Below are 24,647 nucleotides of genomic sequence, written 5' to 3' on the forward strand. Positions count from 1 at the left end.
GCACCTCGGCGACAATGGAGGCGTGCCCTCTGCCGACGACTCCTACCTTGCCCTGTACCGCGCCCGGTACGTACAGCGCCTGCCGGGGCGGCTCGAGGAGTTGGTCGGCCCGCGGGAAGGGGTGGTGGTCCTGCCCTTGCACGTAGCCTGGTCCGGGCTGCGAGAGTTCCGCCTCGACCGGCCGCGTCTACGCATGGGCCTGTACCGCATCGTGCTCGCCGAGGGCCTGCGCGATGACCTGTGCGTCTACCTGAACCACGAGCTTCTGGTCGCGCAGTGGCCGGTCCTGCGCACCCTGATCTCCCGCACGGTCCGGGAGGTGTGGGAGGCCGCGTTCCCGGAACTGCGAGATGCCAGCTCTGGGTGAAGCCGCCCGCACGTTATGTCCGACTGCCGACCAGCGCTCTCGCGGGCGAACCGCTCCACTTCGTCTGCGTTGACACACGGCAGCGAAGGGGCCTCTCGCCCCGTGGAGGTTCCGGGGCGAGCCACCGCTCAGCAGTCGACGGGATGGTCCGGCCGTGGCCGCGTTGCAGGCACACGGCATGTTGGATGAGGGACCTGTGTTACGGCCTCACCCGGTGACGGGGGCAGGCGGCTCGGGACGCGGGAAGGTCCAGGCGATTGGCGGGGCCGAGGGGCAGTTCCCAGGCCATGCGAATGCCGTTGATGAGGGTGCGGGCGCTGTAGGGCGAAATGGCGAGTTCCTGACGGGCTTCGGCAAGTCGCTCGGGGGCGCCGTCGGCTCCGAACGCTCTGGCCCGGCTCGTTCGGTACTCGAGGCCCTTCTCGCCGAAGATCTCCAGAAGCGTGAGCGAGAAGTACACATAGGCTGATGCCTCGTCGACGAGTTGGCGGGCCTCGTCGGTGAGTTCGCGTCCCGAGGCGGGGTCTGTATGGCCTTCGATGCCCTCGGTGGCGAAGGTGTCGAGGGCCTGCCGCAGCTCCGGTTCGGTACATGGACAGGCATCGCGCAGCTGGTTACACAGGAAGCGGAACGCGGTGAGCGTGTCGCTGGTGCTGGGCGTCCACTGATGCTTGCTCAGAAGAGTGCGGAAGCCGGCGAGGGTTTCGGAGAGCTCCTCGAGGATGAGGTCATAGGCAATGTCCGGGAGTTCATGGGCCTGAGTCTTGTCCTGTGTCTCCTTGATCTGGAGCGCGTAGCGCAGGAGATCGCGCAGGACGCCGCCGGAGAGGGAGTGGGCCAGCAGGGCGTAGGGCTCCGTGAGCGTCTCGGAGCGTGCGGACAGGATCTTGTGGGACTCGGCGAGTGTGCTCGGCGGGACATGGATGATGTCGTCCAGGGAACTGTCCGTGACGTCCCGGTGGGGCAGTCCGCGGCGCACGAAGGTGGCCCCTACGTCTTCGGCCACGGAGATGAGGTAGTGGACGTGGCGGACCCCCAGGATGGCTTTGATCTCACGGAGGAAGTCCAGGGCTTCGGTGTCGGAGCCGAGCCGGTCGACTTCGTCGATCGCGATGACCACCCTGTCGCCGAACAGCGTCTTCTGCTTCGCTATGTCGCCGAGGAGTTCTCGGAATTCGGTGACCAGTTCGGGCATAGTGGGCGGCACGGTGGAGACGGTGGTGGCGTGGGAGCCGCCGATGGCGAGGGGTTGTGGCGCGGTGCCGGACCACGTGCTGGCGGTGGTCTGGATGGTCTGCAGGCGGTAGAGGTAGTTGCGGCAGCGGGCCACGAGGGCGGGCTCAGCGGGTTTGAGGTGCCAGTAGCCCGCTCGGACGATGAGCGCACCGGCGATGACCCCGCAGAGCCGGATCGGGTTGTCCGGGTCGGACAGGAGCTGGTTGGTCTGCGGCGTCGTGACCAGGACGTACAGCAGGTATGCGCCGGCGGCTGTGGCCGGCGGTCTGAGGACGAGACTCATGTCGTGCCCGCTGAGGGGTGCCCCGGGTTCGTCGAGTACTTCCCGGACGCCGTGCAGGACCATCCACAGAAGGAAGAGCCACAGGCAGGTGAGAACGGTCCCCTTGGGCAGGTCCGCGGCCTGGTGGCGCATCCGTTCATCGGTGAGGACGCTGCCCACCGAGACGACAGCGATGGTCATGCCGATGAAGGTGCTGTGTCTCCACAGGCGGCCCAGAAGCCTCGCGGGCCACACGTCGTGCCGGGAGTGCCACCAGACGAGCGCCACCAGACAGATGACCACGCCGAGTCCGATGGCATGGCCGTTCCAGACGGACAGAGCCTGCTTGTGCAGGGTGCCCCCCTGCTGGCGCAGGAGGTCGGCGATGGTGGACGCATAGTCGGCGTACAGCGCGCGGACCGGGGCCGACAGGCCCAGGCAGAACAGCGCGAGCGCGGGCAGGGCGAAGACGATCCACCGGCCGAGCTGCCTGGCCCGGCGACGTGCCGTGCGGGCCAGGCGCAGCATGGGCGAGAGTCTGGTGAGCTCGGGGACGGTGTAGCCCTGGTCGTCGATGTACTGCACGCAGACCCGGACGAAGAGCGAGACGAGGAAGTCCAGCGGGGCATACGCGGCGGGGGCCTGGACCAGGACTCCGAATCGTGCGTCTTCGACGCAGGCTTCCAGCAGCGTCGACTTGCCCGTGCCGCGGGGACCGCAGACAGCGATGGTGCCGTCTTCGATGTGGTCCAGTTTGCGCTTGAGCTGTTTCATCGCACTGTTGCTGACGACGTAGCCGGGTGCCCGAGGCGCGCGCAGTCCGTCGGTGCGGGACGGGACGTACACGGAGTCCGGGTCATCACCGAGGAGTTGCAGGACTACGTGCCCGACAAGCGGCCGGGTCCCTTTGGTCTCCAGGATGGCGCCCCATCGGGCGGCCCGGACTCCGAGGCGGCAGCGGCGGAAGAGCCAAATGATGCAGTAGAAGCCGGCCAGTAGGTTCAGGCGACGGTGGAACAGGGCCCCGCTGGGCCACCGGATGAGGGAAAGCATTGCTGCCACGGCCACCAGTACGGCGCCGAGCGCGGCGAGCCATCCCAGGGCAATGACGAGGCCGATGCTGGTCAGCCCGAAGAGGACGCACGTGGGCCACCAGTTCGTCTCCGCGGCGTCGATTGCGGCGCGCCGATAGCCCTCGATCCGTGCTGTCGATGCAAGGGCTTTGTCATAGGCGCGTTGTTGAGGGCCCGTTGCCCGTTCAGTTGCCGCTGTCTGCCACCGCGAGGTTTGCATCTCGCGTACGACGGCCTCGTGGCTGGCGCCGGGGCGCTTGCCGAGGCGCCCGGCCACGTGCGGTTCGAGCAGGCTGGCGTCCAGGCACGCCGCATAGATGCTCTCGCGTTCCGGCGCAGCGAAGTGCGCAACTTTCAGTCTTGCCGGCTCCAGCCACTTCCAGGTGAGCTGCATGTCGGTCCTCCCCCGCATCAAAACGCCCGGATCGTAGCTCCGCGTGCGGTGGAGGGGGCGGGGGTTCACAAGAATCCCGTCCCCTCTGGCTGATCCCGTTTCACGGCTGTGGTCGATCTCCGGTCAAGGGCTTCGGTCTCCGAACCCGCCACGTGGCGTCTGTCAAGACCACGCCCCTCGTGAGGAGGACGTGTCGACGGTTCGTCGGGCATGTCGCTCACCGTGGTGGTCATCTGTCATCACCACGTGGAGGGGGATGCGGGTGGTCACGGTGCATCATCTGAACGAGCAGGAACAGCTGGTATCGACGGCATCGGCTGACCTGGTGGGGATGCCTCTGGAGGAGCGTCTGCCGCCCACCGATCCGGTGGCCTACCACGGGCGTCCGGGCAAGTTGTCGAAGTGGTGGTCGGCGACCACGGGCGGTCATGTGGTGTGCGGGTCGTTGCGCCGCCGCCGGGTGGCACTCGAGCTGGACTTCGATCCGGACATTGCCTGGATCGGCGGCGAACCGGTCGAGCTGCGGTGGCAGGGAGCGCGGGGGAAGCGCCGCCTGCGCCCGGATTTCATGGTGCGCACCGTAGACGGGGCGCGGCACGCGGTGATCGTTGAGCCGGACAAGTGCGGGCCGCAGTGGCGGGAGGACTTGGAGGTTTTGCGCGGTGTCGCCGCGGCGGCCTGCTGGCAGGTGTCGGTGCGCCGGGTGCCTGAGGGGGTGTACCTGGAGAATCTGGAGCTGGCGGGCGATTACCGGCAGCCGGTGAGGATCCCGGCCGGGGAGCAGGCGGCGCTCGAGGCGGCCTTCGACCGCGAACGGCCGATCCGCGAGGCCGTGTTGGACAGCGGAGTGCCCACGGCCCTGGCAACGGATCTGGCCTACCGTCTGGTGTGGCAGCGGCGCCTGGCCGTCCACTGGGACCGGCCGCTGGGGCCGTGGGCTCTGGCCCGGCTGGCCGGGGATGCCGCGTGAGTGGCGCAGAGGCCTTCACTCCGGGGCACGTGCGCCTGGGTGACCGGGTGTTGTGGCAGGAGGTCGCCTATCAGGTGGTCGCCATCCAAGGGGCTGAAGTGCTGCTGCTGGCGGACGGGGCCCGCCTGCCGGTGGAGGTCCTGTACAGCGCGCTGGTCTCCGCGCCGGGGTTCGCCGTGGTGGACTCCGACGGCCGACCCGTGCCGGCAACTCCCCTGCCTGCGCTGATGGACTCGCCGTCCAAGGCCGAGCGCAAGGAAGCCAAAAGGTTGCACCGGCACATGGTGGAGCTGGACACGGGTGTCCTGCCCGGGAGCAGCACGCCCAGGGCGGGCTACGAACCGAGTGAGACGACGCTGGAGCAGCGTTATGCGCGCAAGGCGCAGGAGCTTGCGGCCGCGGGTATCGAGGTCAGCGCGAAGACGCTGGAGTCGATGCGCTTGAAATGGAAGCGCGCCAACGAGAACCCGCTGGTTTTCGTCGAGCGGCGGGGGCGTTCGGGCGGCCATCGCACGGATCCGCGGGTCATCGAGGTCATGCGGGAGGTGGTGATGTCGCACAGTCGTGGGTCGGACGTGGACGGCAAGGCCATCTTCGAGGAAGTGGTCGATGTCATCGAGAAGCGCTACCGGAAGGAGTTGGCGGATCCGGACGAGCGGAAGCGTCTGCTGCTCGCGCGGGCCTCGTTCTACCGGCGCATGGCCGACACGGGGCTCGCCGAGCACCTGGCGGCCACGACCCGTCAAAGGGCCCGGCGTGCCAGCAAACCGGCTCGCCCGTACCGGCCCTCTCATGCGTTCCGGCCCGGCCAGGTGGTGCAGATCGACACCTCCCCGCTGAAGGTCAAGGCGCTCGGGGACGACGCATCGGTGATCTCTGCCGAGTTGACGTCGGCGATCGATGTCGCGTCCCGCTCCAACTGCGCCGTCATGATCGTCCCGGTGATCACCGGGGAGGGGCCACCGGGCAAACGGGTCGGCGGCCGCGCCACGCGCGCCTACGACCTCACCTTGCTGCTGGCGCAGTGTTTCGCCCCACTGACCTGGCGTTCGGACTGGGATCTGTTGGCGTTGGCCGCCAACTCCGCGCTGCCGCTGGAGGAGTTGCGGGCCGCGGACGAGCGATTCGCCCGGGCGGTCGCGGCGCGTCCGGTCATTCATCCGCGCACGGTCATCATCGACCAGGGCAGCCCGTATTTGAGCCAGCACTTCGAGGACGTGTGCGACATGCTCGCCATCACCATCGAGTACGCGCGCAAGGACACCCCGACGGACAAGCCCCTCAAGGAGCGGTTCTTCCGCTCGATCGGCAACCGGTTCAGCCAGCACGTCGCCGGCTGGACCGGCACCGGGTTCGCCCGCCGGGGCCTGGGGATCGAGAAGGGCCCGCTGTACCCCATCAACACGCTCCAGGAGATGGCCGAGCAGTGGGTGGCCCTCGACTACCAGCAGACCCCGCACAAGGGGCTGCGCAGCCCCTTCACCCCGGGCCTGACCCTGTCGCCCAACGAGATGTACGCGCAGCTGATGCCCCTGGCCGGCTACCGGCCGCGGCCCATCACCACCGAGGAAGCCCGCAAGCTCCTCATCCCCGCCCACGTCAAGATCACCGACATCGGCATCACCATCGAGAACCGCACCTACCAGAGCAGCGACTGGCGGATGCGGATGCTCATCGACCAGCGCTCCGGGCTCGCCGAGCACAACGACCGCTTCGAGGCCCGCTACAACCCGTACCACCCGGAGGTCGCCCACCTCTACGACCACGTGTACACGCAGGAATGGATCGAGGTGGAGTTCATCCACCGGCGGCTGCTCACCCACCTCTGGACTCAGGATCACTGGGAGCAGGGCACGGCGGTGGTCGCGGAAAACGGGGGCCGCCGCGACGACCAACTGGCCATCGTGAAGGCGGTCCGCGCCTTCCACCGGGGCCTGCACAAGGGCCCCAGCAAGACGCAGAAGGCCACCGCCAAGATCCCGTTCCAGGGGCTGGAGGTCGCCTCGGAGCCCGCGGCACCGGTGGACCCCTACGCGGGGGTATCCGTCGACGTCGATGCCGTCAGCGCCTACCCGTCGCTGCCCCTCGCCGGCCGGGAAAGCCCCCAGCCTCCGCCCACCGGCGACAACACCGAGCCCCCTGCCCCGAACACCGCGTAGCCCCGGCGGCGGCACGCCGCGCCTTCGAGTCCCCTCACCAGCCGAAAGTCCTGCCTCTCGACCACCTCGTCAAGGAGGACGTCACGTGATGCCCAACCCCAAGGCCTCCACCCGCGCAGAACTCGATCGTCAGATCCTGGACCAGGCACGTGCCGCACCGATGGCGCCCCGCTGGGTCTTCACACTGCAAGGTTGGACCAACTACGTGCACGAAGTGATCGAGCGCCCCGACCTGGCCAACTTCGCTCCGGCCGGCACCCCGGTCCTGTCCGACGACGCCCGTCTGCGCTACCACGCGCACCTGCGGCTGGTCTCCCATCCGGCCTTCGACAGGGCACTGCTGAAGGCGCACCGGCTGCTGTTGGCCAACGGCAACCGCCGCGAGGGGCTGATGGAGCGGGCCATCGACGGGCCGCCCGGCACCGGCAAGACCTTCCTGCTGCGGGTCATCGGCCGGGATTTCCAGCGATCCGTAGAAGACCGGTATCCCGACGACGAGGACCGCATCCCGGTCGTGCACATCACCGCACCCCAGGACCCGGAGAATGTACTGAACTGGGTCTGGGAGATCGCCGACTTCCTCGGGCTGACGCCCGCGCCCAAGGACCTGAACGAGCTGCTGCAGCCGCGGCGCACCCCGGATCTCTCCCAGCCCGTGTGGCGGGTCATGGAGATGCGCTCAACCCAACTGCTCCTGGTCGACGGCCTGCAGCGGATCCACCCCGACCAGCTCGTGCCCTTTCTCCTCTACTTGGGGAAGCTGCGGGAAAAGCTCGGCATCACCACGATCTTCTGCGGAACCGGCTCCCGCACGATCCTGCAAGCGGCCCAGGACAAAGCCGTTCACGCCGGGGAAGTCATGAAGGGCCTGTCCCAGCGCGCTCCCGTCCTCACCGACAACGGCGGCAAGGAACACCGGCTCCTCCCCCAGGTCGACCCCAGCCGGCTGCCGGTGACCTGGCTCGACCCCATCCCTCTCTACGCCGGCGACCAGGAGACCTGGCCGAAAATCCTGCGCAGCTTCGAAGACGACCTCGCCCTGCACCACCTCACCCCGCACGCCCTGGTGAGCGAGGCGAAGTACCTGCATGAGCGCACCGGCGGCTACTTCAAGCTGCTGTCCCAACTGCTCTGTCAGGCGGCCATGACAGCCATCGAGGAGGGCAGCGAGGACATCACGCGTGGGCTGTTGGAGGACACTGAAATCGGCGGCTGACGGCAGATGGACGCAGGACTGCTTCGCGGTCGCCCCCCCCCCCGGGGGCTGTCGGATTCGTGCGCCTCGGCCGGCTGCGTCTTCAAGTTTGGCGTTCCGGCGGCTCAGACCGCCTCGGCCGTATCACCGGCATGGCGGGCGTCGCAGGTGTCGAGCAGCCGGGCAAGGTAGCTGTAGGCAGCGAGTCGTTCCATGGCTTCTTGCTCGCTGAGTTCGTTGCGAGTGTGTGTGGTGACGTTCCTGACCGTGAGGTTGAGTCCGGTCGCCAGATTGGTGAGGGCTTTCGCCAGTGGTTCCAGCCCGCCCCGCATGCTCTTGGTGGTCTTGCTGGAAGGATCGCCGGGCCACACGAGCTTGGGCCTGCCTTCCTGGGGCTCGCCCGCGGAGAGCGTCTGCTGCCAGAACACGGTGTCGTCCGCGTCGTAGCGGCCGAGGCGGGTCTTCCAGTGCACGGTGAGTGCCTCCGCGGCCTCGCGCACCGCGACCCGGTACTGGTGTGTCGTCCAGTGCGCCGCTGCAGCCGACCAGACCACAGGGTGCAGTTGAGCCGGAGCGAAGGCAGGTAGCGCCGTCTCTGCTGCCGCCTCCGACTCGAGGATCATCGCGTTCAGGCGGCCGCGGACCGTCGCCGCCGTGGTCCGGACATCCTTCGGGGAGACGAGCGCCTTCGGCTCAGACATGAGCGCCCAGTTCGCAACGGGGTCGACGGCTCCGATACCGGCGACGCCTATCTGCGCGCCTGTGATGTGGACAGCTCTGGCAGCCCCGCCTGCCGCCTCCGCAACATCCAGCTCAAGCCGCTGCACGGTCGCTTGATCCTGCCCGCCCTTGGTCCTGACGGTGGGGAACAAGCCGCGCGACTCGGCATGATTGAACTCGATCTGCGTCTGCATCCACTGCTCAAAAGCCTGTTCGAACTTCTCGACGGCCACCAGCAATCGCTTCAGATAGTCGGGGCTGTACGTTGCCACGTGGCAAGTCCTCCTGCGGTCGGGCCTGTCTCGCAAACACAAGTGTGCTTCGCGTTCACTCAAGCACGCCGCACTGACAACGCCGGCGACAGACGTCAGCTGCTGGCGGGCGTGGTTCCGTGGCGTTGGAGATCTTCCATGGTCATGCAGAACTCCTCGCCCTGCCCCATCCAGTCCTTGTCGCTGACGCGGTGGGGCGATGCCGCCGCCGTGCGGGTCAGGTCGGCCAGGAGACCAGGCAGGTCCCGCAGGCCGCGCAGCACGTGGGTACCGTTGCGCGGGCCGGCCTTCGAACGGCCCAGCAGATCTGCGATCTCCCGGTCGGGGACGACGGCATGGCAGTAGGGCACGGCCAGGCTCACCGCGTCGATGTCGTGGACCGTGTTGAGGTCCCATTCCTTGGCCGCGTTGCGGAATCGGTGAGCCTTCACGTCCACGGCAACGCGGACGGACGGGACCCTGTCGACGAACGCGGTCATGCGGCCGCGGGATGCCTTGGGGCGGGCCGGGTCCACGCCGGTGGCCTGGAGCAGGTCCATGCGGTACTCGGCGCACAGTTCGGTCAGCAGCCTGAGGTGTTCGTGGATGATCTCGCGCGCCTGGACCCGCACGCGCAGCTCGGCTGCACTGATGGGGTCTTCGGCCAGCAGGTCGGCGAAGAACGTCTCCCAACCCAGCCTGCTCTGGCGGCCCTCTTCGAGTTCCTCGGGCCGGTAGCCCAGTTGACGCAGGTGGGGTACGTCTTCGTCCTGGGGTCCGGCCAGGAGCTGGTACTCCGTGTACTGGGTGGCCCGGCGGAAGCCGTCTGCCACTCCTTCCGGCAAGGTGGCGGGGTCGACGATGTGGGTGGCTCGGCGCAGGTGGAGTTGCAGACGCTTCCCGGTGAAGGCCCACCCTGCTCCGATGCCCAGGGGCTGGGGTGGTGTGCGCCGGAAGGCCGGCTTACCGAAGCTCATGTGCATGGCTTCAAGGAATTGATCGCGCAGCAGGATCCGCTCGGAACAGAGCGTGCGGCAGTGTGAGATCGACGCCATCGTGCGCGCCAGGTCTGTGCGTTGGCGGGGGTGCGTGATCCGGGTTGTCTCGTGGTAGTGGGTAGCGGACAGTGGGAAGACGACACCTGCTTCGGCGGCGTGGCGCACGGCGTCGAGAACCTGCGTGTCCGACGGCTCGCGCGGGGCGCCGCCTGCCGCGAGCGTCAGGCGCACCCACACCCACTGGTCCAGGTAGACCGAGGGCACGGCCGTCTTGAGCCGGGCCGATTCCGCGGCAACGTCCATCCCATCTCCCGAGCTGCTCGTTGAGGGCGACTGCGGTGTCGTGTGCGATGCGGCGCCCCAGCTGTCCGTACGGCCTTGATGGTGTCACCGGGCACCGACATCGGCTCCTCGTTATCCTTCCGAGTGCTCTCAGCCGTTTCGCCTGGGGCGGTAGCCCCCCTGCAGCGCCCGCCCGAAGGCAGTGGGCCTGGGCAGCAAGGCCCGGGGACCCGACAAATCTCTGACATACCGCGAGAAGAGTTTCTACTGTGCGCGTATGACACGTTCATGGACACGAATCCACGCGCACCTTGGGGCCGAGCCCGGGCCTCTCACTTTCGACATGGTGCGCCGCGCGACAGAAGGCCAGCTGCCGGAGTTCGACGACCTGGACTGGAAGGAGCAGTTGCCTCAGCCTCCGCGGGAAGGCCGCTGGAACGAGTTGGCCAAGGACGTGGCCGCGATGGCGAACACGCGTGGCGGGCTTCTGGTTTTCGGGGTTCAGGACAAGACCATCGAGCTTGTCGGTGTGCCCGCCGGTGCGAACACAGAGCAGTACCGCCAATGGATACGCAACCACGTGCACCCCTACCTCCCCGATCTCGACATGGTCGAGCTGACCGACGGCAGCAAGACCGTACTGATCATCGACGTACCGGCAAGTGAGGCAGCACCGCACCTCGTCTATGGCACGGCGGCCCGCGACAAGGAGCAGCAGGCTGCGGTCGCCCCTTATCGGGCCAACGACCACACGGCCTGGATGGCGGAACATCAGCTTGAGCGCGCCTACCGTGAACGCTTTGCCCGCGTCGGACTGGCCGAACACGAGATCCAGCGGCACCTCGACTTCACCGTCCAGTCGATCAGCGCGCAGAGTCCGACGCCTGCGGCCTGGCTCGTGGCAGTCTCCCGCCCCCAGCGCCCGCTGCCCCGCGGGGCGTTCGAGCCGGACCGGGACCAGGCACGTGGCGTGCTGACGAGGGCCAAGGACCGCACAACCCGGCTGCTTGCAGGGCAGCGTGTGCCAGCCGCCCTGCACGGCATGGGTGACACGCTGTACAACCCCCGCCCTGGGCTGCGCCGTTGGGTGTGCAGCACACTTGAGCTGCCTTTCAACCGCGAGGTCCTGGTCGAGCTCCATCACGACGGAACCGTTGTCGCCGCGATCAGCCAGTGGCTTCGTGGGAGAGACGCCGAGCCAGGCGATGCCACCCAGCCACTTACCGTCTCCGACCGCCTCCTGCAATCTTGCTGCTACGACATCGTCGCTCTCGTACAAGAGCATCAGCGCGAGCTGCGCCTCGACTCCACGCAACAACTCACCGTCACCCTCGTCGCCCCGCATGGACCCCGCCCCTTGGAAGCCAGTACAGCCTCCTACTGGGGCCACGGCATGGAAGGCGTACCCGAGTACTCGCGGCGTTCCCACCACACCCAGCCCGTGCACGCCGTGCTCTCCCCCGCCGGATCAGACACGGAAGCAAGCGGCGCCGCCGACCTCCTCCACCGTGATCTCCTGGCCCAGTTCGGTATCTGAGGTCGAGACGGGCCAAGGGCCGCACGGGGCGTCAGCGGCTCGAGTGGCTCCGATTTCTCCTCAGTCGGTTCACGATGGCTGCTCACACCACGCCGCCCTGCTCAGGCATGTCGACGACAGGTCCTAGCGGTTGCTGCCGTGTGAGATCGGCTCCCGTTCGCCGCTCGAGGTGTCCATGTCTTCCAGTAGCGACTCGTGCGAAGCGGCTGCTGTCAGCGCATCGTTCTCTGCTTGGATTCTGGCCAGTTCGCTCTCCAGCTCCTGGATCCGCTGCTGGAGGCGGCGCACCTCGCTCGCGTCGGCCGGACCAGGTTCGGCGAGTGCCCCGAAGGGGGTTCTCCCGTTCTGGACCGGGCGCGGCAGGGCCTGCGGTGTCCCGGCCACGACACTCTTGTTTCCCGCCGCTTCCGGGGGTTTGTTGCGGGAGTCGCTTTGAGCCGAGTCCGGATCCTCGGCGAGGTCCTCCAGAAGGCGGGTCATCGACCGCTCCTGGTCCTCCAAGTGCTGCCGGTGCCGCAAGACTGTACGCACGTCATCTTCCAACAATGCAGATGCGCCCAGCGACGAGGCTTCTATCAGGGCGGCTGTGCGCCGTAGTTCATCGAAGTACGGCGCACCTTCCGGGGGAAGGGTGCCCGCAGCTTCGCGTTGAAGCTGCGCGTCGCGACGGACCCGCTTCTTTGCGGCACCCGTAGATGTCGGGTTGTCCGTCATGCCGGCCTCCTCACTGTCGCGCGGGCTCGCGGCCGGATCCTGCGGAACCGTTCGCTCAATGCTCCTGGGGTTATACCCAACGCCTTAGCGGCTTCCGCATGGGTGTAACCGTCGCGGATCATCTCGGCCGCCTTGCGCAGCTCCGGCGGCAAGAGTCCAAGCATCTGGTCGACCTCATCGCGCAGGGCCGCCAGGTGACTGGGGTCGTCAAAAGGCGGCTGGCCGGTGGGGTCATCAGCCGAGGCGCTGGACACGCCGGCCTCCCACCGCCGCTTCTCACTCATCAAGCTATGAAACTGATTGGGGAATTGGAGGACGCAAGCACCCACAAAGTACGTGGTGATGCTCGCCCCACCAGTGGGTCGCCACCCTTCTGCGATGAGCGCGCGATCCCGAAACTGCTTCAGTGCGTGAGCCACCGTAAGCGCGGCCAGCTCCTCCTGCTCGTCCCGCTCCCAGCGCGCCAGTGTTTCGTCCGCCCGGACCGGGCGCCCATACTCGCGGCACTTTCTGAAGATTTCCCCGGTGCGCATCCAGCCCTTCAGCACGGGAAGCGCGTAGTCGACGAGCGCCGCTTCGAACTGTTGATACGACGGGCCGGTGAACCCCCGCGCGCGAAGGTGTTCCACAAGCACCCGATCCGCCTCGATGCGGTCGGCACCCTCGGCAGCCCTGCGTTCGTCGTCCTGTATCGAGGGCTCCTGCTTGTGCTTCCCGGACAGCACGCTTTCGGGCTGGCCCTGGAGCATGCCCGGCCCGGCCGCCGAGTCCGCGACGAGGGTGCCATCGCCCATCACCTCCGAGCCGTCCAGGCTGCCGTCGTGCGGCTGGTCTTCGGGTTTTAGATCAACGAGCGATTGCCGCCCTTCAGCCCCCTCCACGGCCCCCATGCCTGGCCCCCCTCTCCAGGCTCACAGTGGTGCGCGCCCGTGCTGCGCGCCTCCTAGATGCCCAGCTGCCCTCTAGTCCACGGACAAAGAGAAGATTCCGTGTGTGATTTTTCTGGTACTCATCACCGCTGGTCAGTCCGTGGAAAGTCGCGTGATGGGACATCTATAGACCGGGCAACCGCCGGGATGACCTGGAAACTACAAACCACCGGAGAACCCACGATGCCGCACCGCTCACGGCACGACAACCAGTTGGCGCGCCTGCCCTTGTGGCGTTTCCACCAGCCCAGAGAACAGGCGTACGAAGAGGCTTGCCGGCTCCCAACTCATCTGCCGGGGCGGACCGTTCCGACGAGCGAATTCAACAGGAAGGGACATGGAGTGAAGGATGTTTCCAGTGGCAGGCGCCGGTACATTCGTGTGGCGGATGTCATGCCAAGGTGCCTTACGGGGAGGGAGTTGTAGTGGCACCGGTCCTCGCAATTCTGGAGTCCATCAGTCCGCGCTACCTGTTGATGGCACTGCGGCTGCTCCCCGTGGTACTCGTGGTGCTGCTCATGGCGCCCACATTCCTTACTTGGATCTTTCTTCCACCGTCGCGGCATGAAGCACTGCTGTCGGTCCTGCAAAAACTCATTGAGTGGACGAAGGTCTCCCGCAGTTGACGTCCAGCTTCCCTCTGCAAGTGCTGCCCGCGGAGCTTCTCCAGACGACCCTCCGCGGGCGCTCAGGGTCACAGCTGGAAGCCCCGGCGTGCGCCGACCCGTCTCTGCCAACAGCGCTAGCCAACACCGAGAACCCAACGACTTCCGGGGGAATATCCACAGAGGTTCTCAAGAGGACCGGGGAATCTCAAAGTTCCAAGGGATTGCAGTTCAGCACAACGGCGAGCCATGGCCACACATTTGGATGATGTAGTCACCGCAGGCCAGGGCACGCTTCTGCGAAATGCAAGATCAATCTCAAACAACTACGGGATTACAGGCAGCGGGTCGAGATCACAACGCTAGGACCTGCCACAAACTGAGAACCCACAGCGGGGCAGGGGCCGCCGGCGTCCAGTGGGTGCGCTGGTGGTGGGCGATGGCGAGGAGGACCTCGAGATGGGGGACCCGGTATTGGGGTATCGCGTAGTGGGTCGGGAAGTCCGGGCCGCGCGAGGACACCTCCAGGCCGCCCCCGTCGGTGACGGTGATCGAGACGATGTCCTGCCAGGACGTGACGTCGTCGCGGCCGCGCCGGCGCCGCACCCGCAGCCCGTCCCGGCTCACCACGAGGACCCCGAAAGGCACGTCGGCGCCGCCGCGGACCGCCGCGGTGGCCGGCGCCAGGAGCGCCTCCCGCACGCCCTGCCGGATCGCCGGGCCCCATTCGTCCTCGTCCGGCAGCTGGAGGCCCTTGATCAACGTGGCGGTGCGCAGGCCCCGGATGCGGGTCGCGTTCAGCAGCGGGCCGCGGTCGGCCGCCCCCAGCGTGATGACCGTGCCCCCGGAGTTGGCGAGCTTGTAGCGTCGCGCGCCGTCCGTGAACAGCATCGTCGACGCCCAGGGATAGACGGCCTCCCGGCCGCCGGAGGCGACGGCCAGCACCCCGCCCTCGTACAGGCGCAGCTGAACGCGCGCGTGGCGCCGGTGCCACAGGCCCCTCACCGCGAGCGGCCCCACCAGCGCCAGCACGGCCGGCACCTGGGCCGCGGCCGGATCATCCCCCCAGGTGAACAACGTGCCGAAGAGGACCGCCAGGAGGAAGACCAGGGCGCAGAAGGGCACGAGCCGCAGCACAAGGCGCACATACGCCCAGGGCCCCCGGCGCGGCGGACGGTAGGTGCGGCGATGACGCCCCAGCACAGGGTGCTCCGCCTCGGCCTCAGCGCTCCTGGGCTCATCCATCCCGCAGAGTGTCGCGCACAACACCCCCGGCGCGGAGCCCCGTTGGGGCAGCCGTGACGGACACCGCCCCACGCGACGAGCGGGCGCCTCCACAACCGGCCGCCGGACACCGCTGCCACCCGGACCAGAGAGCCCGGCCACCGCACCCGGGAAGAGAGCACCGGCCAGGACGGGCGTTCGGCCCCACACCCTCCGCCACCACCGGCCACCACCGGCCACCACCGGCCACCGGACACTGTTGCTGCCCGAACGAGCCAGTCAGGCCGCCGCATTCGAGATGAGACCACCACCGGCCAGGACGGGCCGTTCAGCCCCACCACCGGCCCCGCGGGCGCCACCGGCGTCGGACCCCCCGTCGCCGTCGCCGTCGCCGTCGCCGTCGCCGTCGCCGCCCGCCCGGCACGCACCGCCCCCGCACACGCGCTCTCGCCGCCTACGCCCCGGGGCGGTCCGGTCCGGGCAGGGTGCCGGCGCCGTGCCGCAGGAGCCGGGTGAGGGCCGGCGCGATCTCCTCGAGGGGCAGGACGAAGTCCGCCCGCCCCGTGCGGACCGCCGCCGCGGGCATGCCGTGGAAGTCGGCCGTCGCCGGATCCTGCACCACGGTGGTGCCCCCGTGCGCCTTCACCACCTCCACCCCGCGGGCACCGTCACCGTCCGCGCCGGTCAAAACGCACGCGATCACCCGGGGACCGAACTCCTTCGCCGCCGACTCGAAGAGCGGATCGGCCGCCGGACGCGCGGAGTTGACCCGCCCCTCACGGGTGAGAGCGAGCCCGCCGCCCGCGCGTACGCACAGATGCCGGTCGGGCGGGGCGATGTACACCGTGCCCGCCCGCGGACGCTCCCCGTCCTCGGCGAGCCCGACCTCAAGCGGCGTCGAACGCGCCAGGATCTGCACGAGGCGGGTCTCACGGGAGCGGTGGAGATGCTGGGCCACCAGCACCGGAACCGGAAGCGTGCAGGGCAGCCCGCCCAGAAGCGTCCTCAGACCCTGCACACCCCCGGCGGAAGAAGCGATCAGCACCGCCGCCCACCGGCACCGGTCCTCGACGCGGAGGCTGCGGCTTTCCTGCACACAAGGAGACTAACGCGGCCCGCCCGCCTGCGAGATCAGCCACGCGCAGGACGAGGGGGGGCGCGGCCGGGCCGGCCACGCCCCCCGTCCTGCGTGGTGCCTTTCGCGGTCCCGCAGGACAGCCGCCGGCCCGCGAACCCGGCATGCCCCCCCGCTCCGGGACCTGCCCCGGCCCGGCCGGCGTCCGAACCTGTCGAAAGCGGCGATCAGCGCGTGGCAGGCCGGCCGGCGCCCGTGCCCCCGGTTACGTTCCCCCCCCGGGGCCACCGCACGGCGGCACTGTGACGAGTCACGCCGCCAGGCGGACAGGCTGCCGATCAAGCCGGCAGGCGGGCCGGGCCGGCGCTCGTGTCCGGCAGACCTCCCGGGACAACCGCACTGCCTGACGCGACGCCAGTCATGCTGCCAGTCGTGCCGGAACACGAACGCCCAGCCCGCCAGCACCCCGCCACGGGCCGCCGAAGAAATCCCCCCCCCGACCCGCCCTGCGCGCTCCCGCACCACAGCCGCCGCCCATTCCCCGCCCCGGCACAACCGTGCCCCCCGACCGCGCAATGCCCCCCGGATGAGGGCGCGATGCCCCGGGTGAGGTCGCGATGCCCCCGGATAGGACGGGCGGCGTCCACCGGGCCCGCGCGGCCCCGCCGCACCCGCCTCGGAACCTCCCCCGGCCCGGCCGGCGTCCGGCCAGTCGAAAGCGGTGATCAGTACATGGCATGCTGCTCACCGGCCCGCAGCGGCGCCGGCCGGCGTCCGCCCCGCCCCCTGTCCCCCGATCAGTTCCTGCCTAGGTGAGCACCACACATGAAAGAAAAAGTGAGATTCCCCAGCGTCGTCGGCCCCGAACTCGCCGGAGTGATCGACCTGCCGGAAGGCGAGGTCCGCGGCTGGGGACTCTTCGCGCACGGCTTCACCCTCGGCAAGGACTCACCCGCCGCCTCCCGCGTCTGCAAACAACTGGCCCGCGAAGGCATCGGCATGCTGCGCTTCGACAACCTCGGCATCGGCGACTCCGACGGCGACTGGGGAGACGGCTCCTTCACCGTCAAGGTCCAGGACACCATCCGCGCCGCCGCCTACATGGCCGAGCGCGGCACCCCCGTCGACCTCCTCGTCGGCCACTCCTGGGGCGGCGCCGCCGCCATCGCCGCCGCCACCCACATCCCCGGCCTGCGCGCCCTGGCCACCATCGCCGCACCCGTCGACCCCAGCCACGTCGAGCGCCAGTACGACTCCGTCCTGGACCGCGTCCTCCACGAGGGCTCCCACGAATGGTTCGTCGGCGGACGCACCCTCGTCCTCAAACGCGCCTTCGTCGAAGACGTCCGCAAGGCCCACCTGCGCGAGACCATCGGCGAGCTGGACCTTCCACTGCTGGTCGCACACTCCCCCACCGACACCACCGTCGGCATCGACAACGCCGCCGAAATCTTCCAGGAAGCCCGCCACCCCCGCAGCTTCATCTCCCTCGAAGGCGCCGACCACCTGCTCACCGCACGGGGGCAGGCACAGCGCGCCGCGCACATCATCAGCGCCTGGGCCGACCAGTACCTCGACCAACCACAACCCTGACCACACAGCCCCACACCACCGCATGAACGCCGCCAGGCGCTTCATGGAACAACCTCAGCACCGGACTCAATGAAGACGTTGGCGTCTCACTCGGGACAGTTCGGCGCTGAGGTCAGGCCTGGGCCTTCTTGTACACGATGCTCGGCGAATCCAAGGCTTCCCGAGCACACAGGGTGAAGCGATCGATGTGCTTCTTGGTTCCTTTGGAGTCCGGTAGCCTCAACCACCCTGTTCCCGGAACTCGTGCCGTGCGCTGCCGAGAGCAGGTAGAGACCGACTGCGGCGTCGATGTCGTCGGCCGCCCTCGTCAGCCTTTTGGCAGCGCTGGCCACGACCTCGGGCCCCTCAATGGCGACTGCGGGCAGCGACCGGTGCAGAGCGTCCAACAACTCTTTTGCACGCTCATCCGTCGTCAGCCGCCGTCTCCATGGAAACGGCGGCTGACGCAGTCGCAGCTCCTTCCAGGTAGGCCACAGCCGCAGAGAGGAGCACCCCGTACACCTCCCTGCGGCCTTCAAGTCGCCACTGCGTGTGCTGAGCGGACATCTGAAGACGCCCGGTGAGCCAAGCCGCACCGAGCACGCCGCCATCGCCGAGCGCTCCGCCGATGGCGGTGCCGAGCAGCGCGGCGAGTCCTGCGTCCATGCCGTGGATTCTCCCGTCGAACAGCTGTGAACGGGCGGGTTTCTCATGAGCCAGCTGATGCCGCACTCGACGGTCCAGCGACAGGCACGGCCGTGAACCGGCCGGTACCGGACGGATGGTTAGAGGGGTATACGTCGATGTCGAGGCGGGCGGCCCGAGCCATGGACAACACACGTCCATGGGTAACGCTGCGTCCCACCTCTCACGGGACGGAAGTGTGACGTGTTCAGAGACGGGAGAGGAGCTCGACCTTCTTCGCCTCGAAGTCATCGGCAGTCAGAATGCCCGAATCACGGAGCTCACCGAGTTGGCGCAGCAGACCCATGACCGCCTGGGGGTCTTGGTCGGCGGCAGGCTGTGCCGGGGGCATGGGCACGCCGGCCATCGTCGGAGCCGGCATGGTGGCGCTGCCGGGAGTGACGTCGAACCTGTGGGTATTGAGCTGCTGTTGTTCGGCCTTGCGGTGCTGGTGGACCACTCCGCGCATCTGGTGCACGGCGCGGTTGATGGAGTCGCGTGCGGCAATCGGTTCGGGGATCGAGTCGAGTACCGCAGTTTCCCGTAGGCCGGAGTCTCGGACCACGTGGACCAGGACGTTGCCGACCTTGCGGCTCTTTTGGATCAAGGATTGGCTGACATCCACGTCGTGCACGTGGATGAGGGGAACCTGTTCTTGCTTTGTACCGGTGACTCCGCCGGTTTCGAAGTAGAGGTAGTGCGTGGTGAGCTTGTACTTCAGCGCGACGCGGCCACTCGTTGCCACAGCGGTGGCGTTCTGGCTCTTGACGTCCCACAGCGTCTGTTCGTCGCCGGAGTGGACGGTTCCGTTGTTCCAGGTGGAGTTGCTCATAGCGGTGCCTTGATCTGGTGGGGACGCCTCAAAGTGGGGTGACTTGAGTGCGAGGAGACAGGGTGAAGGTCCGGATATGGCGCCGCTCGTCCCGGATCCAGTGTGGGCGCAACGCGGCGGCGTGCCGCCCTGGGGGCGATCGATGCGCTGCTCTCGACGGCGGCGCACACTCGGCGCAGCGCTGGGCCGCCATCGATGCACGCAGTCGACCAGGGCCCGAAGCCGTGCAAGTGGTCTTGCGGCTGCCTGGTCTGCTTCTCTCTTCGCTAGACGTGTCAGGTCCTCTGCTCCTGGGGCAGAGGACCTGATGGCGGCAGTCGTGCGTCAGAGGGAGGCGTAGCGGTCGACGCTGATGACCTTTGCCGTGACGTCGGCGGGGACTCCTTTGAGGCCCTGGCCGTCTGCGTTGACGACCTGGCCGGGAGCGACCTTGGTCTCCATGACGGTGGCCGTGTCGACGCGCTGGCCGCCTGCGTCGAGGAACTCGATCTCGACGGTGTAGTCGGAGGTGTCGGAGCTGTGGTTGGTGATCGTTACCGGCACGGATGCCCAGCCGACTTCGTCGACGGTGACGTCGCCGAGCTTGATGTCGTCCTTCGGCGCGTTCTTCTGGTTGGTCGACGAGGTCAGCGGGCTGTCGTCGCTCTTCTTGCCGGCCGATGAGTTCGAGCTGGCCGAGCTGTCCTTCTTGCCCTCCGCCTCGGCGTCTCCCCCGCCACTGACCACGGCCGACATGATGCCGACCGCGGCCAGTGTTCCGACTCCGCCGAGAACGACCTTCTTACCCATGCCCATCGGGCTGCTCCTTCGTGAAAGAGCCAGCAGGGGTGCCGCCCTCCGGAGGAGCGGCATCAGCCCTACCGGCACCCCCAATACTCATTCATGTACGTGCCACCTATTAGGGGTGAACGTCCCGGCCTGCCGGGACGTTGGTCTCCACTGGAGTGCCGGCACCGAGACGACCTTCGTGGTCTGCAGTCGCCCAGTCCTCTACCGCCCGACGGGCTCACTCCTCGCCGGCGCTACGGACCGAAGACGTACGTCTTCTCCCTCATCACCGGCGGCGCGTCGGATCACGCGCTGGTCAGGCCCTGTGGGGCAGCGGTCCTGTCCGCTTGGGCTCGTACGGGCCCGAGCGGTGCAAGTACTAGCCGCCGGGCAGCGGTCCGGGGCAGCGCTTGAGGACCCGGGCCGACAGCTCCACGCCGGTGGGCCAGAGCACGACGTGGTAGCGGTCCTCACCCTCCAGACCGTCCCCCGAAAGGGTGTCCAGACCGTGCGAGCAGATCCGCACGGCGTAGTTCCCGGGGGCCAGAGGGATGCGGGGAATCGTGCCGCGGGTGTCCTGCACGGAGATCAGCAGGCGTCCCGAGGGCAGCGCGAGGCCGGCCTGCGTGACGTGACCGGCCCGTTGCAGTTCCGTGCCGCCTACCGGGGGCGTGCGGCGCACGTCCACGGCGACGGGAACCTCGAAAGGGCGGGCGGCCCCGACGCCGACCACGCCGATACGCCGATACGCCGATACGCCGATACGCCGGGAACAGTATTGATCCAGTTCTCAGCCAGTGCATCGAACCAGGCGGGCCCGGGTTCGCCCAGGCCGGCGCCGTCGTCCTGGACCAGCAGGGTGGAGCAGTCGGCGAGGACCGTGAGTTCACGGCGGGAGAGCAGACCGGGGACGCCGGGCGGCGGGATCGCGGTCATCCGGAACTGGGCTCCGTCCGGCAGCGAGCAGGCGGTCCGGGCCGGCCAGCGGGCCGCGGACGCGCATGCACGGTGCGGCCTCCGAGACCACGAGGCCGCGGTCCTCACATGGCCCCCACAGATACCACCGAGCGTGAACAAGCGCCAGCGAAGCAGGCATTGACCGCGCGGCAGCGGACCCCGCGCCGGCCCCGCCGACAGGCGACGAAGACACACACCCTGCACACCGCGGCCGGCCAGGAACCACCGCGCCCAGCCCTCCAGGCCGCCACCGAGGGCACATCCCATCCGGCGGATCCCGGGCCAAAACCCCAAGAGGGGGGCGGCGCGGCGCCAACCCTTGCCGCGCAGCCAGATGGCCCACACGATCGCGCAGGACCCTCAACAGTGCGCGGGAAGACGGCGGGTGTGAGATTGCGCTGGTCAACTGCTGGGCCGGTCGGCCCGGGGCGTCGGTCTGCGCTCACCACCGCGGCGAGGGGTTTCGACCCGGCCGCCTGCCGAGCGCCCCGTGCGGGTCGCGCGAGGCGTCGTCGAGGAACCGGATTCGTCCTCTGCGGTATGCCGTGGCGGACTGCTCGCGGTGGCGTTCTACAGGCTGAATCCGTGTCCGGCTGAGGGCGAACTCCGCGTTGGCGATTCGGACGGTGACTCCGGCAGGTCCGCAGGGTCGGGCAGCACCTCGCAATAGGCATCCGTTGACGGTTCGTGTTTTACCGAGTCCCTGGGGGCGGCTAGTGGCGTGGTGGGGTCAAGCGGCGCTGTCTCGTGCGGGGCCTCGCGCAGACGCTTGTCGCGTTCGCGGGGCGAACGTTTCGATGCGTTCAGCGCATCGTCGGTTATGCGGGACGGCTTGCGCCCTTCGGCCGTGGGGGACTTGGACTCGGCGGTCGGGGGACGGTTGCCGGCGCTGACGTCGGCCGACCGATCCGGGGCGGCGGTGACAGCCTGTGGCTTCTGCCGGCTCGGCGGGGAGAGCCTGCGCCTACGGACACGTGGTGGCCGTGCGCGTTCGGTCCAGGTCCGTGGGGCGGCTATTGGCGTAGGTGCGTGAAGCGGCGCGGCCTCGTGCGGGGTCTCACGCAGAGCCTTCTGCCGTTGTCGGATCAACCGTTTCGAAGCGCTCAGTACACCGTCGGGCATCCGGGACGGCTTGCGTACTTCGACCGTGAGGGACTTGAACTCGGTGGTCCGGCAACGGCTGCCGATGCTGACGCCGTCGCGGTCCCGCACAGTATTGGTGGCACGGCTGACGCGGACTGACCGGTCCGGGATCGCGGCGACCGCCTCGTGGGAGAGGAGCGCGGCCTTCACGGTGGCATTCAGGCTCTCGGCCGTTCCCCAACTCTGGGGGTTGGGGACGACCGCCTCGGTCAACGACTTCGCGACCTTGGAAGACCCCTTGAGCAGAGCGTGGGTGTCCACGGTCGACCGCCGGCAGACGTACAGGAAGTCGTTGAACTGAAAGCATTCGTCGCCTAGTTGGACCCCTTGGCAGTTTCGTATGGTGATGAAGCCCTGCATCGTCTTGAGGTCACGGTCGGTGCCGGATGCCAGCGAGGCCCTGTCCAGGGGGCCGAGGTCGAGCACCTCGGGCCTTCCCCAGCGGCCCGCCCGCAGAGCCTGTTCCGCCGCGGCCCGCAGCTCCTCGTTCTCCGGGTCCATGATCAGACGTTCAAATGCCTCGCGGACCTCGGGTTTCCTGAGGACGGCCGAGAAGTCGATGGACGGCTCCTGCAACTCGTAGGTGTACGAGTTGAACTGGGTGTTGTCATTGCCTGCCTGGACTCCCCGGCAGCCGAGGATGAGCAGTGTCCGTGCTGCGGTCTCGGCGGTGTCCGTGGCCGGTGTCGCTGGGCGGCCGGGCGGGCCGGGGACAGCCGTTGAGGAACGGGGGGCACTCGGTGCTGGCGCCTGGGGGTTCGGGCGAAGGCGGGCTGCGCTCGTTCCGGCGCTCCAGGGCCGAGGCTGCGGGTGGTCGTCAGACCTGCCGAGGCCGACGGCGCGGGGCGGCGGACTGGTCCGGCGGCGGCGATAGGGGCGGAGCGACAGGTCGGGCGCGTTTCCCGCGTCTGCAGGGGCTGCGGCGGTGTTGGCAGAGGCAGGGGTGGCACGGCGGGCTGGTGTGTGCGGGTTCCCCGATTCTGCCGGAGGCGACGGTGTCGGAGCCGTGTTGGCAGGGGCGGGAGCGGCACGACGGGCTGGCGTGTGCGGGGGGATGTCTGCCTCGGGGCGGGCCTGCCGGACAGCCTGGCCCTTGCGGCCGCGCCGGTCACGGAACGCGATGACGCCGTGGACGAGCGTCAGCCCCAGTCCCAGTGCAACGACCGTGCCGAGCGTGTAGGCGCCGAACACGGCGACATCTGCCAGGACTCCCAGCGAGAAGGACGCCAGGGAACCCGCCAGCGCCACCGACCAGTCTCCCACTGCCGAGAGAGCCCACAGGCCCACCCTGATCGCGAGGAACACGACGAGAAGCCACCCCAGGAGCCGCATGCCTGCCCCTCCCCCAGCGCGACCGGCGACGGCCGGAAACGTTGCGCCGATGCCGTCACTCAACTGTTGAAGGTGTTCTGCTGCCACCCGTGCGGGCCGTTCTGCACGCCCTTGTTGTTGCTGTTCCACACGTTCCAGCCATTGCTGTTGGACGTGTCCACCGTCGGCCCCTCCGGCCGCTGCAACACCACGTCGGCCAACGACTGCAGCTGCTGGTCATGGGCTGCGTCGATGAGGACCAAAAGCTGACGCAACTCGGGCGCCACCGGGTCGTCGTCGGACGCGTTCCGTGCACGTTGCGCTTCCACGGCTCCATCGAGCTCGCCCGAACGCCCGGTCAGCCGGCCCCGGACCAGTTCGTACAGACGCCGGTACGCGCCGCGCACCGACTCGGACACAGCGTCCTGTGTGCCAGCAGCCGCGCCTGCTGCCAACGCCGTCGCTATCAGCGTGACGGGTTCCATGATTCCCCCCAGGACCATAGGACCGACAACAACGTCATATCCAGTCAGTCTGATCCATAAGCCTCGGATGATGTCGTAAGTAGAGGCAGGCGCGGATCCTCTTGATCGAGGGATGGAGCCAGCCGGTAAAGCACTGATTGGGGTGCACCTGGCTGTCTCGCCCAGAGCACCGCGGACGGCAGCCCCGAACACGATCAGCTGCGGGTCGGGGTGGCCTACGGGCCGAGGATCAGCTGTCGGCCCGCTTGGCCCGGCGCCGTTCGGCGAGGGCCGGGTTGGCGATCTCCTTGACCCGCTGCTCGCCCCAGCCGGTGAGATGGGCGGCACGGCCGATCCTGCCGTGCACGGGACGCCCGGTGACCGGATCGGGAGCGAGATAGGCGCGCAGCGCACGGGCCACGTCGTCCTCCGCCTCGCGCAGGGCCGCCATCGCGTCCTTCAGCTGCCGCTCTTCACCGTCATCCATACTCGGCATCGTTTCACGGACGGTCCATCATTTTGTGACGGGCCATCAATTTGCTCTGACTTTGTCCTGCACGGGGCCGGGGCCCGGGAACTGTTCCGCTGCGCCGACGTACCTTCAGGTGCCCTATGAGGGCCACGGTCACTGTCGGGCCGGTGGACGGAACGGGGGCTCCGTGTTCACTTAGTGGTTGTTGTCGTTCCGATCTTGAGGTGTGTGCGTCGAACGGGAGTCTCGATCGGGTGATCGTCGCGGGTCGTGGGCATGGAGACAGGGCCCCTCGGTAGCTCAGTGGTTGTCGAAGCCAAGAGCTGTACCGGCAGGCCCTGTTGTCGTATGTGTACGCGCTCGCACCGTTGGAGTTCAACTCGGCTGCCCCCTCGTGTGATTGTGTCGCTCACCGGTTCGGGAACGCGGCTGATCATGCCGAACGTGTTCGGC

Annotated in this window: 22 protein-coding genes; 7 read left to right on the forward strand and 15 right to left on the reverse strand. The window is 68.4% G+C overall.

The annotated features are described in order from the left end of the window. Positions 1–22 precede the first annotated feature (22 nt). Entirely contained in the window at positions 23–367 is a 345-nt protein-coding gene (locus tag OKJ99_RS34265; protein WP_326022118.1) for a hypothetical protein, read from the forward strand. A gap of 199 nt (positions 368–566) precedes the next feature. Here OKJ99_RS34265 and OKJ99_RS34270 read toward each other — a convergent pair whose 3' ends face one another. Then, positions 567–3,332 (reverse strand): hypothetical protein, encoded by a 2,766-nt coding sequence (locus OKJ99_RS34270; protein WP_326022119.1) that lies wholly within the window; start codon positions 3,330–3,332, stop codon positions 567–569. Positions 3,333–3,588: 256 nt separating this feature from the next. On the opposite strand from OKJ99_RS34270, the gene OKJ99_RS34275 reads away from it, so the two are divergent. From OKJ99_RS34275 to OKJ99_RS34285, 3 genes are all read left to right on the forward strand, one after another. Next, positions 3,589–4,302: a TnsA-like heteromeric transposase endonuclease subunit gene (locus OKJ99_RS34275; protein ID WP_326022120.1), complete on the forward strand. Its 714-nt coding sequence runs from the start codon at positions 3,589–3,591 to the stop codon at positions 4,300–4,302. Continuing rightward, positions 4,299–6,461, forward strand: a complete 2,163-nt coding sequence (locus OKJ99_RS34280) for a transposase (RefSeq protein WP_326022121.1) — start codon at positions 4,299–4,301, stop codon at positions 6,459–6,461. The genes OKJ99_RS34275 and OKJ99_RS34280 overlap by 4 nt, the downstream gene beginning before the upstream one ends. A gap of 88 nt (positions 6,462–6,549) precedes the next feature. Beyond that, complete coding sequence (locus OKJ99_RS34285) at positions 6,550–7,677, forward strand: ATP-binding protein (RefSeq protein ID WP_326022123.1); 1,128 nt, start codon at positions 6,550–6,552, stop codon at positions 7,675–7,677. Positions 7,678–7,781: 104 nt separating this feature from the next. Here OKJ99_RS34285 and OKJ99_RS34290 read toward each other — a convergent pair whose 3' ends face one another. Together OKJ99_RS34290 and OKJ99_RS34295 are read right to left on the reverse strand one after the other, a co-directional pair. Then, positions 7,782–8,648 (reverse strand): TIGR02391 family protein, encoded by an 867-nt coding sequence (locus OKJ99_RS34290; RefSeq protein ID WP_326022125.1) that lies wholly within the window; start codon positions 8,646–8,648, stop codon positions 7,782–7,784. A gap of 95 nt (positions 8,649–8,743) precedes the next feature. Beyond that, positions 8,744–9,928, reverse strand: a complete 1,185-nt coding sequence (locus tag OKJ99_RS34295; protein ID WP_326022126.1) for a hypothetical protein — start codon at positions 9,926–9,928, stop codon at positions 8,744–8,746. A 322-nt stretch (positions 9,929–10,250) separates the two neighbouring features. Between OKJ99_RS34295 and OKJ99_RS34300 the strand changes: the two genes are divergently transcribed. After that, the gene (locus OKJ99_RS34300) at positions 10,251–11,444 is read left to right on the forward strand and encodes an AlbA family DNA-binding domain-containing protein (protein WP_326022128.1); all 1,194 of its coding nucleotides are present in this window, start codon (positions 10,251–10,253) and stop codon (positions 11,442–11,444) included. A 123-nt stretch (positions 11,445–11,567) separates the two neighbouring features. Here OKJ99_RS34300 and OKJ99_RS43825 read toward each other — a convergent pair whose 3' ends face one another. Together OKJ99_RS43825 and OKJ99_RS34310 are read right to left on the reverse strand one after the other, a co-directional pair. Next, positions 11,568–11,807: a hypothetical protein gene (locus tag OKJ99_RS43825; protein WP_407700821.1), complete on the reverse strand. Its 240-nt coding sequence runs from the start codon at positions 11,805–11,807 to the stop codon at positions 11,568–11,570. Between the two features lie 347 nt (positions 11,808–12,154). Next, on the reverse strand, positions 12,155–13,048 hold the full coding sequence (locus tag OKJ99_RS34310; RefSeq protein ID WP_326022129.1) for an RNA polymerase sigma factor: 894 nt from the start codon (positions 13,046–13,048) through the stop codon (positions 12,155–12,157). 464 nt (positions 13,049–13,512) lie between these two features. On the opposite strand from OKJ99_RS34310, the gene OKJ99_RS34315 reads away from it, so the two are divergent. Further along, entirely contained in the window at positions 13,513–13,713 is a 201-nt protein-coding gene (locus OKJ99_RS34315) for a hypothetical protein (protein WP_326022130.1), read from the forward strand. Positions 13,714–14,046: 333 nt separating this feature from the next. On the opposite strand, the gene OKJ99_RS34320 is transcribed toward OKJ99_RS34315, so the two are convergent. Both OKJ99_RS34320 and OKJ99_RS34325 read right to left on the reverse strand, forming a co-directional pair. Then, a complete protein-coding gene (locus OKJ99_RS34320) occupies positions 14,047–14,937 on the reverse strand; it encodes a hypothetical protein (protein WP_326022132.1) in 891 nt (296 codons plus the stop codon). Positions 14,938–15,370: 433 nt separating this feature from the next. Then, positions 15,371–16,012: a chemotaxis protein CheB gene (locus OKJ99_RS34325; protein WP_326022133.1), complete on the reverse strand. Its 642-nt coding sequence runs from the start codon at positions 16,010–16,012 to the stop codon at positions 15,371–15,373. A gap of 816 nt (positions 16,013–16,828) precedes the next feature. On the opposite strand from OKJ99_RS34325, the gene OKJ99_RS34330 reads away from it, so the two are divergent. Next, positions 16,829–17,584, forward strand: coding sequence for an alpha/beta hydrolase family protein (locus OKJ99_RS34330; protein WP_326022134.1), 756 nt, complete (start codon positions 16,829–16,831; stop codon positions 17,582–17,584). Between the two features lie 402 nt (positions 17,585–17,986). Here the strand turns inward: OKJ99_RS34330 and OKJ99_RS34335 are convergent, their stop codons facing one another. The 8 genes from OKJ99_RS34335 to OKJ99_RS34370 form a co-directional block, all read right to left on the reverse strand. Then, positions 17,987–18,229, reverse strand: coding sequence for a hypothetical protein (locus OKJ99_RS34335; RefSeq protein WP_326022135.1), 243 nt, complete (start codon positions 18,227–18,229; stop codon positions 17,987–17,989). A 226-nt stretch (positions 18,230–18,455) separates the two neighbouring features. Next, complete coding sequence (locus tag OKJ99_RS34340; protein ID WP_326022137.1) at positions 18,456–19,079, reverse strand: PH domain-containing protein; 624 nt, start codon at positions 19,077–19,079, stop codon at positions 18,456–18,458. A 324-nt stretch (positions 19,080–19,403) separates the two neighbouring features. Further along, positions 19,404–19,874: an FxLYD domain-containing protein gene (locus tag OKJ99_RS34345; RefSeq protein WP_326022138.1), complete on the reverse strand. Its 471-nt coding sequence runs from the start codon at positions 19,872–19,874 to the stop codon at positions 19,404–19,406. A 352-nt stretch (positions 19,875–20,226) separates the two neighbouring features. Further along, positions 20,227–20,535: a hypothetical protein gene (locus OKJ99_RS34350; RefSeq protein ID WP_326022139.1), complete on the reverse strand. Its 309-nt coding sequence runs from the start codon at positions 20,533–20,535 to the stop codon at positions 20,227–20,229. After that, positions 20,508–20,783 carry a hypothetical protein gene (locus OKJ99_RS34355; protein ID WP_326022140.1) on the reverse strand — a complete coding sequence of 92 codons (276 nt, stop codon included), beginning with the start codon at positions 20,781–20,783 and terminating at the stop codon, positions 20,508–20,510. Before OKJ99_RS34355 ends, OKJ99_RS34350 begins: the two co-directional genes overlap by 28 nt. A gap of 591 nt (positions 20,784–21,374) precedes the next feature. Beyond that, positions 21,375–23,279: an RIP homotypic interaction motif-containing protein gene (locus OKJ99_RS34360; protein ID WP_326022141.1), complete on the reverse strand. Its 1,905-nt coding sequence runs from the start codon at positions 23,277–23,279 to the stop codon at positions 21,375–21,377. A 59-nt stretch (positions 23,280–23,338) separates the two neighbouring features. Further along, positions 23,339–23,743 carry a hypothetical protein gene (locus tag OKJ99_RS34365; RefSeq protein WP_326022142.1) on the reverse strand — a complete coding sequence of 135 codons (405 nt, stop codon included), beginning with the start codon at positions 23,741–23,743 and terminating at the stop codon, positions 23,339–23,341. 229 nt (positions 23,744–23,972) lie between these two features. Continuing rightward, on the reverse strand, positions 23,973–24,209 hold the full coding sequence (locus OKJ99_RS34370; protein WP_326022143.1) for a hypothetical protein: 237 nt from the start codon (positions 24,207–24,209) through the stop codon (positions 23,973–23,975). Positions 24,210–24,647: the final 438 nt, after the last annotated feature.

It is taken from the genome of Streptomyces endophyticus (assembly GCF_035798155.1).
Classification (GTDB): Bacteria; Actinomycetota; Actinomycetes; order Streptomycetales; family Streptomycetaceae; genus Streptomyces; species Streptomyces endophyticus.

Coding starts and splice junctions, on each gene's coding strand:
- OKJ99_RS34370 (WP_326022143.1), bottom strand. CDS start 24,209: ATGGATGACGGTGAAGAGCGGCAGCTGAAGGACGCGATGGCGGCCCTG.
- OKJ99_RS34340 (WP_326022137.1), bottom strand. CDS start 19,079: ATGAGCAACTCCACCTGGAACAACGGAACCGTCCACTCCGGCGACGAA.
- OKJ99_RS34320 (WP_326022132.1), bottom strand. CDS start 14,937: ATGGATGAGCCCAGGAGCGCTGAGGCCGAGGCGGAGCACCCTGTGCTG.
- OKJ99_RS34285 (WP_326022123.1), top strand. CDS start 6,550: ATGCCCAACCCCAAGGCCTCCACCCGCGCAGAACTCGATCGTCAGATC.
- OKJ99_RS34295 (WP_326022126.1), bottom strand. CDS start 9,928: ATGGACGTTGCCGCGGAATCGGCCCGGCTCAAGACGGCCGTGCCCTCG.
- OKJ99_RS34310 (WP_326022129.1), bottom strand. CDS start 13,048: ATGGGGGCCGTGGAGGGGGCTGAAGGGCGGCAATCGCTCGTTGATCTA.
- OKJ99_RS34355 (WP_326022140.1), bottom strand. CDS start 20,783: ATGACCGCGATCCCGCCGCCCGGCGTCCCCGGTCTGCTCTCCCGCCGT.
- OKJ99_RS34360 (WP_326022141.1), bottom strand. CDS start 23,279: ATGCGGCTCCTGGGGTGGCTTCTCGTCGTGTTCCTCGCGATCAGGGTG.
- OKJ99_RS34365 (WP_326022142.1), bottom strand. CDS start 23,743: ATGGAACCCGTCACGCTGATAGCGACGGCGTTGGCAGCAGGCGCGGCT.
- OKJ99_RS34275 (WP_326022120.1), top strand. CDS start 3,589: ATGCGGGTGGTCACGGTGCATCATCTGAACGAGCAGGAACAGCTGGTA.
- OKJ99_RS34300 (WP_326022128.1), top strand. CDS start 10,251: ATGGTGCGCCGCGCGACAGAAGGCCAGCTGCCGGAGTTCGACGACCTG.
- OKJ99_RS34270 (WP_326022119.1), bottom strand. CDS start 3,332: ATGCAGCTCACCTGGAAGTGGCTGGAGCCGGCAAGACTGAAAGTTGCG.
- OKJ99_RS34345 (WP_326022138.1), bottom strand. CDS start 19,874: ATGGGCATGGGTAAGAAGGTCGTTCTCGGCGGAGTCGGAACACTGGCC.
- OKJ99_RS34335 (WP_326022135.1), bottom strand. CDS start 18,229: ATGGACGCAGGACTCGCCGCGCTGCTCGGCACCGCCATCGGCGGAGCG.